This window comes from Delftia sp. WSY_10 (genome assembly GCF_043104705.1).
Lineage (GTDB): Bacteria > Pseudomonadota > Gammaproteobacteria > Burkholderiales > Burkholderiaceae_C > Comamonas > Comamonas tsuruhatensis.
Window position 1 is genome coordinate 1 of sequence record NZ_JBICKY010000047.1, and the last position, 12,478, is coordinate 12,478.

General features: G+C 69.5%; 10 protein-coding genes and 1 pseudogene. 3 read left to right on the forward strand and 8 right to left on the reverse strand.

What is annotated here, in order from left to right:
• The 4 genes and pseudogenes from ACF8ML_RS18845 to ACF8ML_RS18860 form a co-directional block, all read right to left on the reverse strand.
• Positions 1 to 482 (reverse strand): annotated as a pseudogene (locus ACF8ML_RS18845) (phenylacetate--CoA ligase); the annotation flags it as partial.
• 12 nt (positions 483 to 494) lie between these two features.
• Positions 495 to 962 (reverse strand): hydroxyphenylacetyl-CoA thioesterase PaaI, encoded by a 468-nt coding sequence (paaI, locus tag ACF8ML_RS18850; protein WP_203400321.1) that lies wholly within the window; start codon positions 960 to 962, stop codon positions 495 to 497.
• Positions 963 to 972: 10 nt separating this feature from the next.
• Positions 973 to 1,755, reverse strand: a complete 783-nt coding sequence (locus ACF8ML_RS18855; protein WP_392407642.1) for an enoyl-CoA hydratase-related protein — start codon at positions 1,753 to 1,755, stop codon at positions 973 to 975.
• 167 nt (positions 1,756 to 1,922) lie between these two features.
• A complete protein-coding gene (locus ACF8ML_RS18860; protein ID WP_013800318.1) occupies positions 1,923 to 2,912 on the reverse strand; it encodes a tripartite tricarboxylate transporter substrate-binding protein in 990 nt (329 codons plus the stop codon).
• Positions 2,913 to 3,089: 177 nt separating this feature from the next.
• On the opposite strand from ACF8ML_RS18860, the gene hemE reads away from it, so the two are divergent.
• The 3 genes from hemE (at position 3,090) to ACF8ML_RS18875 (ending at position 8,274) form a co-directional block, all read left to right on the forward strand.
• Positions 3,090 to 4,202, forward strand: coding sequence for a uroporphyrinogen decarboxylase (hemE, locus tag ACF8ML_RS18865; protein ID WP_016450383.1), 1,113 nt, complete (start codon positions 3,090 to 3,092; stop codon positions 4,200 to 4,202).
• A 510-nt stretch (positions 4,203 to 4,712) separates the two neighbouring features.
• Positions 4,713 to 6,914 (forward strand): primosomal protein N', encoded by a 2,202-nt coding sequence (gene priA, locus ACF8ML_RS18870; protein WP_392407643.1) that lies wholly within the window; start codon positions 4,713 to 4,715, stop codon positions 6,912 to 6,914.
• Positions 6,915 to 7,137: 223 nt separating this feature from the next.
• Positions 7,138 to 8,274 (forward strand): asparaginase, encoded by a 1,137-nt coding sequence (locus ACF8ML_RS18875; protein WP_043824343.1) that lies wholly within the window; start codon positions 7,138 to 7,140, stop codon positions 8,272 to 8,274.
• Between the two features lie 197 nt (positions 8,275 to 8,471).
• On the opposite strand, the gene ACF8ML_RS18880 is transcribed toward ACF8ML_RS18875, so the two are convergent.
• Genes ACF8ML_RS18880 through ACF8ML_RS18895 form a run of 4 tightly spaced genes read right to left on the reverse strand, consistent with a single transcriptional unit; the run spans position 8,472 to position 12,380 of the window.
• Positions 8,472 to 9,338 carry a ChbG/HpnK family deacetylase gene (locus ACF8ML_RS18880; protein WP_392407644.1) on the reverse strand — a complete coding sequence of 289 codons (867 nt, stop codon included), beginning with the start codon at positions 9,336 to 9,338 and terminating at the stop codon, positions 8,472 to 8,474.
• Positions 9,335 to 9,757: a GtrA family protein gene (locus tag ACF8ML_RS18885; protein ID WP_047327011.1), complete on the reverse strand. Its 423-nt coding sequence runs from the start codon at positions 9,755 to 9,757 to the stop codon at positions 9,335 to 9,337. Before ACF8ML_RS18885 ends, ACF8ML_RS18880 begins: the two co-directional genes overlap by 4 nt.
• 2 nt (positions 9,758 to 9,759) lie before the next feature.
• Positions 9,760 to 10,764, reverse strand: coding sequence for a glycosyltransferase family 2 protein (locus ACF8ML_RS18890; RefSeq protein ID WP_016450378.1), 1,005 nt, complete (start codon positions 10,762 to 10,764; stop codon positions 9,760 to 9,762).
• Positions 10,761 to 12,380 carry a glycosyltransferase family 39 protein gene (locus ACF8ML_RS18895; protein ID WP_392407645.1) on the reverse strand — a complete coding sequence of 540 codons (1,620 nt, stop codon included), beginning with the start codon at positions 12,378 to 12,380 and terminating at the stop codon, positions 10,761 to 10,763. Before ACF8ML_RS18895 ends, ACF8ML_RS18890 begins: the two co-directional genes overlap by 4 nt.
• Positions 12,381 to 12,478: the final 98 nt, after the last annotated feature.

The following is a 12,478-nucleotide window of genomic DNA, read 5'->3' on the forward strand; positions in this document are numbered from 1 at the left end:
GTGCAGCCGGCGCGCTCGGCACCGTAGTGCGCACCCAGCCCTCCCGTGAACAGGCCGTAGCCGTAGGCCACATGCACCATGTCGCCAGGCCGCCCGCCCGCCGCGCGGATGGAGCGCGCCACCAGGTTGGCCCAGTTGTCGATGTCATTCAACGTGTAGCCCACCACGGTGGGCTTGCCCGTGGTGCCCGAGGAGGCATGCACGCGCGCCACCTTCTGGCGCGGCACGGCGAACATGCCGAACGGATAGTTCTCGCGCAGGTCCTTCTTGGTGGTGAAGGGAAAGCGGGCCAGGTCGGACAGCGTGCGCAGATCGGAGGGGTGCACGCCCTTCTCATCGAAGGCGCGGCGGTAGTGCGGCACGTTGTCGTAGGCATGCTGCAGCGACCAGCGCAGGCGCTGCAGCTGCAACGAGGCGATCTCGTCGCGGCTGGCGGTTTCGATGGGATCGAGTTCGCCGGGGGCGGGGCGCTGGACAGGCATGGCTGGGCCCTTTCAGACGGGCTGGTTCAGGCCGGGCACGGTGGGCCGGCCCTTGAAGCTGTGCGAGCGGCCACGGAACAGCGCGATCACTTCCTGGCGCTGGTTGGTGACCTGCACGTCATAGACGCCGGTGCGGCCTGCGCGCGAGACTTCGCGGGCCTGGGCCGTGAGCACGTCGCCGGGCCGGCCGGGCGCGACGAAGTCCACGCTCAGGCCCGAGGCCACCGTCATCTCGTTGCGCGCATTGCAGGCATAGGCAAAGGCCGTGTCGGCCAGCGCCGTGATGAAGCCGCCGTGGCAGATGTCGAAGCCATTGAGCATGTCGTCGCGCACGGCCATCTCCATGCGCGCCGTGCCGGGCGCGATCTCGGTGATGCGCAGGCCCAGTCCTTGCGCGGCGCGGTCGCGCGCCAGCATGCCGTCGCGCACCTGCTCGGCCAGTCGCTGGGCGGCCTCGTCCGGGGTGTGGTTGTCTTGCATGGCGGGCTCCTCAGCGGTCCGAGAACACGGCAGCCCGCTTGCCCAGGAAGGCGGCCACGCCCTCCTGGTAGTCGTGGGCTGCGCCCAGCTGGCCCTGCTGGCGCGCCTCGCGCGTGAGCGCATGTTCGTAGTCCAGCAGCTGGGCCGAGTCCATGGCCTCCCGCGTGCGCGCCAGGGCCCGCACCGGCATGGCGGCCAGGCGCTGCGCCAGGGCCTGGGCCTCGCTGCGCAAATCGGCATCTTCCACGCAGCGCCAGATCAGGCCCATGCGTTCGGCCTCGGCCGCAGGCAGCTTGTCGCCCAGCAGCGCAAGGCCCAGGGCGCGCGCACGGCCCACCAGGCGCGGCAGCAGCCAGGTGCCGCCGCAGTCGGGCACCAGGCCGATCTTGGCAAAGGCCTGGATGAAGCTGGCCGAGCGTGCGGCCAGCACCAGGTCGCAGGCCAGCGCGATATTGGCGCCCGCGCCTGCGGCCACGCCATTGACGGCGGCCACCACGGGCACGGGCATGGACTTGAGACGCAGGCACAGCGGCTGGTAACGGCGCTCGATCAGGTCGCCCAGGTTCTGGTCGGGCGCGGCCTCGGGGTCGGAGAGATCCTGGCCCGCGCAAAAGCCGCGCCCCGCGCCCGTGAGCACCACGCAGCGCACCGAGGCATCGACGGCAGCCTGTTCCAGGGCCGAAAGCAGCTGCTCGTGCAGCTGCGCGTTGAAGCTGTTGAGCGCGTCGGGGCGATTGAGCACCAGGGTGCGGACGGCGTCGTGCTGCTCAACCAGAACCAGCGATGGGGGCATGGAAGTCTCCGAGGCCTGTCTGCCGTCTTTATGCGGCAGATCAAACATAATTTACCGAATGGTCGGTAAATGTTAGTCGCCAGACCCTTTCCACGACAAGCGCCCAGGCACCGAGGAAACCCTAGGCCCCATGAAAAAAGGCCCTCACGGGCCGATTTGTCGAAGGTTCAGGGCTTGAAACCCGAGCGCTGCACCACCGGCGTCCACTGGGCGCGGTAGGCCTTGAGCATCTCGGCCGTCTGCGCGCTGCTGCTGGAGACCGGGGTCAGCCGGCTGGCCTCGAATTTCTGGCGCGTGTCGGGCTCCTTCATGATCTCCTGCACCATGCGCGACAGGCGCTCGGCAATGTCGGGCGCCATGCTCTGGGGCGCGAACAAGGTGTTCCAGCCCATGCCCGACAGGTTCAGGCCCGATTCCTTGAGCGTGGGGATGTCCGGCGCCATGGTGCTGCGGCGCTCGCCCGACACGGCCAGCACGCGGATCTTGCCGGCCTCGTGCTGGGGCAGCAGCACGTCGAAGGTGTCGATGGCCAGCGGTACCTGGCCGCCCACCAGGTCGGTCAGCAGCGGGGCCGAGCCCTTGTAGCCCACGGTTTCGGTCCGGACCTTGGCGGCCTCGCCCAGCATCAGCGAGAAGAAGTGCGGCAGGCTGCCCGTGGCCGGCACGCCCACGTTGGCCTGCTGCGGATTGGCACGCAGCCAGGCCAGCAGGTGCGACAGCTGCCTGACGGGCACGGCACTGGCCACGGCCACGCCGAATTCGTAGCGGTTGACCTCGCTGACCGGGCGGAAGTCCTTGTCGGGGTCGTAGCCAGAGTCGGGGAACACCAGGGGCGCCACCAGCATCACGGCCGGGTTGGCCAGCAGCAGCGCGGGCTGGGAGGCCGGCGCGTTCTTCACATACTGGGCCGACAGACGGCCGCCCGCGCCGGGCTTGTTCTCCACCACCACGGGCGAGCCCACGCGCGCCTGCAGCTTGTCGGCCACGATGCGCGCCACGCGGTCGGTGGCGCCACCGGGCGGGTAGCCCACGACGATGCGCAGCGGCGCCTTGCCCGGAAACAGCGGCTCGGCCGCCGTGGCACTTCCAGCCAGCCAGCTGGCGGCCGAAACAGCCGGTGCCAGGGCCAGGATCTGGGTCAGGGTTCTTCGCTGCATCGCAAACTCTCTCCTTGCATGGACGGATTCCCGTGCGGAACGCACGCCGCACAATGTAGCGGCCTCAAAAAGCCCGTTGCCGCCGATATTGACCAGGGTTAACCCGGGGCAAGACGCCCTGCGCTGCTCGGGCATCGCGGCAACCTGGCGAAGCCGACTCGGCGACAATCGCCCACCATGAGCTTCGCCCCCCTGACCAACGACACCTTCCTGCGCGCCTGCCGGCGCCAGGCCACCGACTACACGCCGCTGTGGCTGATGCGCCAGGCGGGCCGCTACCTTCCCGAATACAAGGCCACGCGCGCCCGGGCAGGCAGCTTCATGGGCCTGGCCACCAACGTGGACTACGCCACCGAGGTCACGCTGCAGCCTCTGGAGCGCTTCCCGCTGGACGCGGCCATCCTGTTCTCCGACATCCTGACCGTGCCCGACGCCATGGGCCTGGGCCTGTCCTTTGCCGAAGGCGAAGGCCCGCGCTTTGCCAAGGTGGTGCGCGACGAGGCCGCCGTGGCCGAGCTGGCCGTGCCCGACATGGACAAGCTGCGCTATGTGTTCGATGCCGTGACCAGCATCCGCCGCGCGCTCGATGGCCGCGTGCCGCTGATCGGTTTCTCGGGCAGTCCCTGGACCCTGGCCTGCTACATGGTCGAGGGCAAGGGCAGCGACGACTACCGCCTGGTCAAGAGCCTGATGTATGCGCGCCCCGACCTGATGCACCGCATCCTGGCCATCAACGCCGACAGCGTGGCCGCCTACCTCAACGCCCAGATCGATGCGGGCGCCCAGGCCGTGATGGTGTTCGACAGCTGGGGCGGCGTGCTGGCCGATGGCGCCTTCCAGGAATTCAGCCTGGCCTACACGAAGCGCGTGCTGGCCGGACTCAAGCGCACGGGCGTCGATGGGCAGGACGTGCCGCGCATCGTCTTCACCAAGGGCGGCGGCATCTGGCTGCCCGACATGAAGGACCTGGACTGCGAGGTGCTGGGCCTGGACTGGACGGCCAACCTGGCCCGCGCCCGCGCCATCGTCGGCGGCGAGGTGGGCGGACCCGGCAAGGCGCTGCAGGGCAACATCGACCCCAATGTGCTGTTCGCGCCGCCCGAGCGCGTGGCCGAGCAGGCGCGCGCCGTGCTCGACAGCTTCGGCGCCCCGCACACCGACAGGACCACCACGGGCCCCACGCACATCTTCAACCTGGGCCACGGCATCAGCCAGTTCACGCCGCCCGAGCATGTGGCCGCCCTGGTCGAGGCCGTCCACGGCCATTCGCGCGCCATGCGCCAGCGCTGAGCGCCCGCCCTGCTCCTCATCACCCGCAAGGCCGGATGCCAGCGCAGCGCCGGCCCCCTGCCGTGACAGCCACCGGCCCGGCTGGGCCGCGCTGTCCACAGTCCGCGCGCTCGGCCGGCGCTTGCTGCACAAGATGGCCACAGACCATCTTATGCACAGAAAAATCTGAGCGAGGTCTTAGGACTCACAGTTGTCACCCGCGCCTGAACGCGGGCGACATATCGATATAAGCCGTTGTTTTTGAAGATTTTTTTTGATAGCACCGTTTTCAGAATGCACCACTCGGAAAGGTCAGACAAATGGGGGGATGGCCATAGATCCGAATAATCCCCACAAAGTTATCCACAGAAATTGGCGATATACCCAGAAACCCGTAGCCACTGCCCGGGATGTCTGGTGTAGAACGCCGCTTCCCACGCCTCGGACGCTGCCCAAGGCTTATGCTTGGCGGCTTTGTTGCCGCTGTTCGTGCCCTGCGGCGCCAGCGTTTTCAGGCCCCGCTTTCTTCCCATGCCCCTTCCCGCCCATACCGTCCATGTCGCCGTCCAGACGCCGGCGCACAGCGCCGTGGGTGATCTGCTGAGCTACACCTGCGAGCAGCCGCTGGAGCCCGGCACCCTGGTGCGCGTGCCGCTGGGACGCCGGGAACTGCTGGGCGTGGTCTGGGACGCGCCGGCCCAGCCGCCCGCCATGCCCGAAGGCGTGGAGCTGCGCGCCATCTGCGCCGTGCTGGAGGGCATCGCGCCGCTGCCGGCGGCCTGGCGGCGGCTGGTGGCCTTCGCCGCCTACTACTACCAGCGCAGCGTGGGCGAGATCGCCGTGACGGCCCTGCCGCCGCAGCTGCGCGACATGACGGCCGAGCAACTGGCGCGCCGGCTCAGGCCGACCAAGGCCGCGGCGAAGAGAGCGGCCAAGGCTGCAAAGGCGGAACAGGCGCAACCGGCGCCTGGCGCTGCGCCTGCATCAGCGCTCGCACCGGCCCCGGCCGCCGCAGACATTCCCCCCATCGTCCTCAGCGCCGAGCAGGCCGACGTCTTCACGCAGATCGCCGCCCACCCCGGCCCCTTCCTGCTCTACGGCAGCACGGGCAGCGGCAAGACCGAGGTCTACCTGAGGACCACCCAGGCCGCGCTGGATGCCGACCCCGGCGCCCAGGTGCTGGTGATGGTGCCCGAGATCAATCTCACGCCCCAGCTGGAGCAGCGCTTCCTGGCGCGCTTTGCGCCGCAGTACGGCGCGGCCTGCGTGGTCAGCATGCACAGCGGCATGACCAACCCGCAGCGGCTCAAGAGCTGGCTGGCGGCACACACGGGCACGGCGCGCATCGTGCTGGGCACGCGCATGTCGGTGTTCGCCAGCCTGCCGGGGCTGTCGCTGATCGTGGTGGACGAGGAGCACGACGCCAGCTACAAGCAGCAGGAAGGCGCGCGCTACTCGGCGCGCGACCTGGCCATCTGGCGCGGGCGCGATACCGGCGCCAAGGTCATCCTGGGCAGCGCCACGCCCTCGCTGGAGAGCTGGCACGCCAGCCGCCCGCCCAATGCCGACGAGCCGCAGGGCGGCCGCTACCTGCGCCTGCACATGCCCAGCCGCATCGGCGCGGCCGCCCTGCCGCGCGTGCGCCTGGTGGACATGGGCCAGCAGCCGCGCAAGGCCGTGTTCTCGCCGCCGTTGATCGATGCCATCACCGAGCGTGTGCAGCGCGGCGAGCAAAGCCTGGTGCTGCTCAACCGCCGCGGCTTCGCGCCCGTGCTGTTCTGCGCCGACTGCGGCTGGAAAAGCGACTGCCCGCACTGCAGTGCCCACCAGGTCTTCCACAAGGCCGACCGCACGCTGCGCTGCCACCACTGCGGCTACACCCAGCGCGTGCCCATGGCCTGCCCCGGCTGCGGCAATCCCGACATCCTGCCGCTGGGCAAGGGCACGGAGCAGCTGGAGGAAGAACTGGCCCGCCTGCTGCGCAATGTGCAGCGCCCCGACCGCGAGCCCGCCCGCGTGGCGCGCATCGACGCCGACACCACGCGCGCCAAGGGCGCGCTGGAGGAGCAGCTGGCCCAGGTGCATGCCGGCGACATCGATGTGCTGGTCGGCACCCAGATGGTGGCCAAGGGCCATGACTTCCGGCGCATCACCCTGGTGGCCGCCGTGCAGCCCGACAGCGCGCTGTTTTCCAGCGACTACCGCGCGCCCGAACGCCTGTTCAGCCTGCTGATGCAGGCGGCCGGCCGCGCAGGGCGCGACGCGCACTACGTGGCCGCCCAGGGCAGCCATCCGGAGATGTGGATACAGACGCATGACCCGTCCCATCCCGTCTACACCGCGCTGCGCTCGCACGACTACCCTGCCTTTGCGGCGCGCCAGCTGCGCGAGCGGCGCGATGCGGGCATGCCGCCGTTTGCCTTCCAGGCCATCGTGCGGGCCGATGCGCGCACCCAGGAAGCCGCCCAGGCCTTCCTGGCCGCTGCGGCCGAGGCCGCCCGCCAGGCCGGCCTGCCCCATGTGGACGATGTCTTTCTCTACCCGCCCATTCCCATGTCCGTGCAGCGCGTGGCCAATGTGGAGCGCGCGCAGATGCTGATCGAGTCGGCCCAGCGGCCCGCCCTGTTGCGCTTTCTCTGGGCCTGGCAGACGCACCTGCACTGGATCAGGGCACAGCCCGGGCACCGCGCCCTGGTGCGCTGGCTGGTGGACGTGGACCCGCTGGCCATCTGAGCGTGGCACAGCCTCTGGAACGGCCCCAAAAAACCTCAAGCCTTTCAGGCCTTTGGTGCAATCCCGCAAAGCGTTCACCGCTCCTTTTTCGGAAGCGCTTTTAGCGCATTCGCTGCACGGCTCCCATCGGGATTTGCGCTGATGCAGGCGGGGCATGTTTATTGCATCGTGCCGCATTCAGCCCACAAGGCTGGATCATTCAATGCCTTTCCAGGAGCGATACATGCCGTTCACCCCCTTCCGTATGACCTTGATGGCCGTCGCGCTTGCGCTGGCAGGCTGCGCGTCCCAGCCCGGCGCCAGCCAGGCCCCCGCAGCCGCAGCGCCCGCCACGGCGACCGCCCCTGCACCCGCTCCCACCGCACAGGCCGGCAAGCCCAACGTGGTCGTCCTGGCCACGGGCGGCACCATTGCCGGCGCGGGCGCCAGCGCCGTCAACAGCGCCACCTACACGGCCGCCAAGGTGCCCGTGGACAAGCTGCTGGCCGGCCTGCCCGAGCTGAGCAACATCGCCAACGTGTCCGGCGAGCAGGTCTTCCAGATCGCATCCGAGAGCTTCACCAACAAGGAACTGCTGACGCTGGCCCGCCGCGTCAACGAGCTGGCCAAGCAGCCCGGCGTGGACGGCATCGTCGTCACCCACGGCACGGACACGCTGGAGGAAACCGGCTACTTCCTGAACCTGGTGGTGCCCACCGACAAGCCCATCGTCATGGTCGGCTCCATGCGCCCCGGCACGGCCATCTCGGCCGACGGCGCGCTGAACCTGCTGGGCGCCGTGGCCACGGCCGCGTCCAAGGACTCGGCGGGCAAGGGCGTGCTGGTCAGCATGAACGACAACATCGACTCCGCGCGCGATGTCGCCAAGCTCACCAACATCAAGACCAATGCCTTCGCCAGCCAGTGGGGCCCGCTGGGCATGGTGGTCGAGGGCAAGACCTACTGGTTCCGCGCCCCCGTCAAGCGCCACACCAGGGGCAGCGAGTTCAACATCGAGCAGATCACCGACCTGCCCGCCGTGGACATCGTCTACGGCTACGGCAACGTGCCGGCCACGGCCATCGACGCGCTGGGCAAGGCCGGCGTCAAGGCCATCGTGCACGCCGGCACGGGCAACGGCTCGGTGGCCGACCGCATCGTGCCCAAGCTCAATGAACTGCGCCAAAAGGGCGTGATCGTGGTGCGCAGCTCGCGCGTGCCGGCCGGCTTCGTGCTGCGCAACGCCGAGCAGCCCGACGACAAGTACGACTGGGTCGTCGCCCATGACCTGAACCCGCAGAAGGCCCGCCTGCTGGCCGCCGTGGCCCTGACCAAGACGCAGGACACGAAGCAGCTGCAGCGCATCTTCTGGGAGTACTGATAGCACCCCCTGAGGCGCTGGCGCGCCTTCCCCCCGTGGCACGGCGCCTCTCTACCCGCTTCGCGGGGGAGGGGGACGACAGCCTCGCTGCGGGGCGGCCCTTGCTTGCTGTCCCTTGCTTTGGGCCTCGTCGGTTTTTTGCGCTGCGCCCACATGGCCCGGTCCATTTTTGGCCGGGCCTTTTCTATTGCTGCTTCTTAGTTCGTTGTGAACAGCGGGGTCAGGGGGCCTTGGGCGATGTGGCAGTGCGCCTGTTCGAGGGCCTGGGCGAAGGCGTCGGAGCGCAGGTAGGCGTATTCGACGGCGCGCTGGGCGCCTATGGCGTCGCCCTGGACGGGGGCGGTGGCGGGGTGGCACATCATGAGGCTGCCGGGCTGCAGCTGGGCCAGCCATTGGGCCATGTGGCGGCCATAGCCTTCGGGCGTGGGCTGGTCGAAGGCGTAGACGCCGCCGAAGCCGTGGTTGAGCGGCACGCCCTGGCGGCGCAGGCGGCGGGTGGTGGTCCAGCCGCCCAGCAGGGCGATGATGGCGGCCTTGGGGTCGCGCCAGAGCTGGCCGGCCGGGGTGGTGGAGCGGACCCAGGGCAGGTCGTCGGCGTTGTCGCCATAGCGCTGGCGCAATTCCTGCACCAGCGCGGCGCGCACGCCGGGCAGCTGGTGCACGTGCTGGTGGCCGTCGATGAAGTCGGGGGCCATGCCCAGCGCGTCCTCGAAGGCGTCGAGCTGGCGGCGCCAGGCGTCGCGCATGGCGCCGCCGCCGAGTGCGCCGGCATAGGCGCGCGCGATCACGGCACCGATGCCGGCGGCAGGCTGCAGGCCGTGGCCCTCGGTCAGGTTGAAGTGCAGGCCCAGCGACAGGCGCGGGCGCAGCGCGGGCAGGCGCCTGGCCGCCTGCCTCCAGTGCGGCGAGGTGGTCATGCAGCTGGTGGCCGACAGCCGGCCCTGCAGCGTGAGCTGCTCCACGGCCTCGTCGACCAGGGGGTGCAGCGCATAGTCGTCGGCGCACAGGACGACGGTTCTGGCCGAGGCCTTCTCCCCGTTGTTTCTGGCAGGTACGGTGTTCATGAGGATTCCTTGCGGCCGGGGGCCGCAAAGGCCCAGAACTTGGCCAGGACGAAGGTGCCCACCGCCACCAGCACCAGCACCAGGGCCAGGCTCCAGAAGTAGTGCCAGTGCAGCCAGTGCAGGGCCACCCAGTACAGCAGCTCGTTGGCCACGAAGGAGGCGCAGGCGACGGCGAAGTACTTGCCGGCCACGGCCCAGCCTTGCGCCCCGGCCTGCACGAAGGTGAACAGCGCATGGCCGTTGTAGCTGACCACGAAGGCCACGAGAAAGGCCAGCACGTTGGCATGCAGCGGCGCCATGCCCACCCGTTGCACCAGCAGGGCGACCACGGCCAGGTGCGTGGCGGCCGCGCAGCCGCCCACCAGCACGAACTGCAGCGCCTGCGGCAGGCGGCGCAGCTGCGCGATCACATCGTGCATGGCTACTCCCGCGGCGCCAGCGGGCTGCGGTCCTCGTCGCGCGCCAGCAGATAGGTGGGGCGGCGCTTGACCTCGTCATAGATCCGGCCGATGTACTCGCCCAGGATGCCGATGGACATCAGCTGCACGCCCGAGAACAGCATGATGCTGGCCGCCAGCGTAGGCCAGCCGTCCAGCGGGTTGCCGAAGATCAGCGTCTCCATGGTGATCCACAGCCCGTAGAGCAGGGCCGCCAGCGAGATCATCCCGCCCACGATGCTCCACACGCGCAGCGGCAAGGTGGTGAACGAGGTCAGCCCCAGCAGGGCCAGCGAGCCCAGGCGCCGGAAATTGAAGCTGGACGCCCCGGCCGTGCGGTCGGCCGGCACGAACGGCAGTGCCGCCGCCTTGAAGCCCACCCAGGCGTACAGGCCCTTCATGAACCGGTGGCTCTCGGGCAGGGCCTTGAGCGCGTCGGCCACGCAGCGGTCCAGCCAGCGGAAGTCGCCGGCATTGGGCGGGATCTTCACCAGGTTGCCGGCATTCATGAGCCGGTAGAACAGGTTGGTGCCCACCCGCTTGGCGCCGCTTTCGGCGCCCCGGTCGGCGATCACGCCATAGACCATGTCGTAGCCGGACTGCCACAGCTCGCACATCTGGGGCAGCATCTGCAGCGGATGCTGGAAGTCGGCATCGATCAGCACCACGGCATTGCCGCGCGCATGGTCTATTCCGGCCGACAGGGCCGCCTCCTTGCCGAAGTTGCGAGACAGCGCCAGGTAGCGCACGGGCAGCTCCTGCGCCATGCGCAGCGCGATCTCGTGCGTGGCGTCACGGCTGCCATCGTTGACGACGATCAGCTCGTAGTCGGGCGTCAGCGTGCGCACCATCGCGTCCAGGGCGCGCAGGAACGCCTCCAGGTTGCCCTCTTCATTGTGGGCCGGCACCACGCAGCTCAGCCGCAGCGGCGCGCGCGGCAGCATTCCCTTGGGAGCGGCCGGAGCAATGTCAGCATGCAATTCGGTCATAGGCCAGCATTGTCAGCGGGCTGGCTGCCCGCGCGCGGCAACACATCAAAAACCGCATACGCATAAGGTGTGGGCACAGGAAAACGCCAGCCCGAGCGTTGCAGCGTGAGCACACGCGGCTCCTGCGGCAGGCCCAGCTTCGCCAGCCAGGCCTGCGCCTGCCGCTCGCAATCGCGCGATTTCGCGGTCGGCCCGGGCTCGCCGGCCACGGGGCCGCGCGGGCACAGCAGCAGGCCGGGCTGGCGGCGCCAGTCCGGCAGCGCCAGCACACGCGCATATTCGCTGTCGGGCAGGCCGGGGATGGTGCGCAGATGCGGCTGTGCATAGAAGGAGAGCATGGCGTTTTCCGCCCAGTCGCCGCCCACCCACTGCAGCGGCTGCTCCGGGTGGCGCTGGTTCCAGGACAGCACGATGGCCTGGGCCGCATCGGCCGCGGGCCGGTAGTAGTCGGAGCTGCTCTTTCGCGCATTGCCCCAACCCGCGGCCACGCCAATCACCAGCACCACGGCCAGGCTCGGCCACCAGGCGCGGCGCAGCGCGGCCAGGGCGGCCTGCGTCGCGGCAGGCGCCTCGGCGTCCAGGTTGCGCAGCCACAGCAGCACGAAGGCATAGCCGATGGGAATGGCCCAGGGCGTCGACAGCTCCACCACGCCGGTGGCGCCAAAGCCCAGCGTCGTCAGCCAGGGCATGAGGGCCAGCCAGAACAAGGTGTCGCCCCGCCCCTGCCAGGCCCAGCTGCGGCGCAGAAAGCGCGCGCTCCAGCGCAGCCAGCCACCGCCTTGCTGGCGGGCCTGCATGAAGCCATACACCAGGCACACGGCCAGCCAGGCCGGCAGCCAGTAGAAGATGGGCGCCAGCGCAAAGCGCAGCACATAGCCCCACACCACCTGCCCGCCGCCCTGGTCCATGGCATAGCCCAGCGTCACCCACTGGTGGTGGGCAATCCAGGCCACATGCGGCGCCAGCGCCAGGCCAAAGGCTGCCAGCGCCACATAGGGCCTGGAAGTGAGCAGCCACTGGCGACCTTCGCGCACCAGGAGGATGGGCAGCAGAAAACCGGCCAGGAACACGCCGCTGTAGTACTTGCTGAGCATGCAGGCGGCCGAGACCACGCCCAGGGCCACGCTGAAGGTCAGGCCCCGCACACCGTTTTCCTGCCAGCTGGCCAGCAGCAGGGCCGCCGCCCAGGGCCACAGGGACAGCAGCTGGCTGTTGGCGTTGAACTTGCCGGCCAGCGTCGTATACGGGAAGCACCACAGCAGCAGCAGCGCCCCCAGCGGCGCCAGGCGCGCCAGCCCCAGGCGCCGGCCCAGCACATAGACACCCCACAGGCCCACGCCCACATTGGCATAGGACAGCAGGCGGTAGAAGGCGTCGTTCTGCGGAAACACCATGAACCACAGGCCGACCACCCAGGCGAAGAACGGCGGGTGCTTGTGCGTTCCCAGCTGCAGCGGCTGGGACCAGGCATAGTTCTCCAGCATGTCGTGGTAGCCGTCCAGATTGCCATTGGCCAGCCAGGACACCAGGGCCCAGAGCAGGCAGGCCAGCGTCACCATCCAGAGCAGGCCCGCGCCCGTGGGGGCGCCGGCCGGGACAGAGGGGGAGGGTTTCATGCAATCCCGTCGAGGTGGTGAAAAAACATGGGCGCGATTGTAGAGAGCGCCAGCCTGCCGACAGGCCTGGACTGACCGGGCCTGCCCAGGCCTGCCGC

Excerpts from the sequence above, each read along its gene's own strand:
- paaI (WP_203400321.1), bottom strand. The coding sequence starts at position 962 with ATGCAAGACAACCACACCCCGGACGAGGCCGCCCAGCGACTGGCCGAG.
- ACF8ML_RS18855 (WP_392407642.1), bottom strand. The coding sequence starts at position 1,755 with ATGCCCCCATCGCTGGTTCTGGTTGAGCAGCACGACGCCGTCCGCACC.
- ACF8ML_RS18860 (WP_013800318.1), bottom strand. The coding sequence starts at position 2,912 with ATGCAGCGAAGAACCCTGACCCAGATCCTGGCCCTGGCACCGGCTGTT.
- hemE (WP_016450383.1), top strand. The coding sequence starts at position 3,090 with ATGAGCTTCGCCCCCCTGACCAACGACACCTTCCTGCGCGCCTGCCGG.
- priA (WP_392407643.1), top strand. The coding sequence starts at position 4,713 with ATGCCCCTTCCCGCCCATACCGTCCATGTCGCCGTCCAGACGCCGGCG.
- ACF8ML_RS18875 (WP_043824343.1), top strand. The coding sequence starts at position 7,138 with ATGCCGTTCACCCCCTTCCGTATGACCTTGATGGCCGTCGCGCTTGCG.
- ACF8ML_RS18880 (WP_392407644.1), bottom strand. The coding sequence starts at position 9,338 with ATGAACACCGTACCTGCCAGAAACAACGGGGAGAAGGCCTCGGCCAGA.
- ACF8ML_RS18885 (WP_047327011.1), bottom strand. The coding sequence starts at position 9,757 with ATGCACGATGTGATCGCGCAGCTGCGCCGCCTGCCGCAGGCGCTGCAG.
- ACF8ML_RS18890 (WP_016450378.1), bottom strand. The coding sequence starts at position 10,764 with ATGACCGAATTGCATGCTGACATTGCTCCGGCCGCTCCCAAGGGAATG.
- ACF8ML_RS18895 (WP_392407645.1), bottom strand. The coding sequence starts at position 12,380 with ATGAAACCCTCCCCCTCTGTCCCGGCCGGCGCCCCCACGGGCGCGGGC.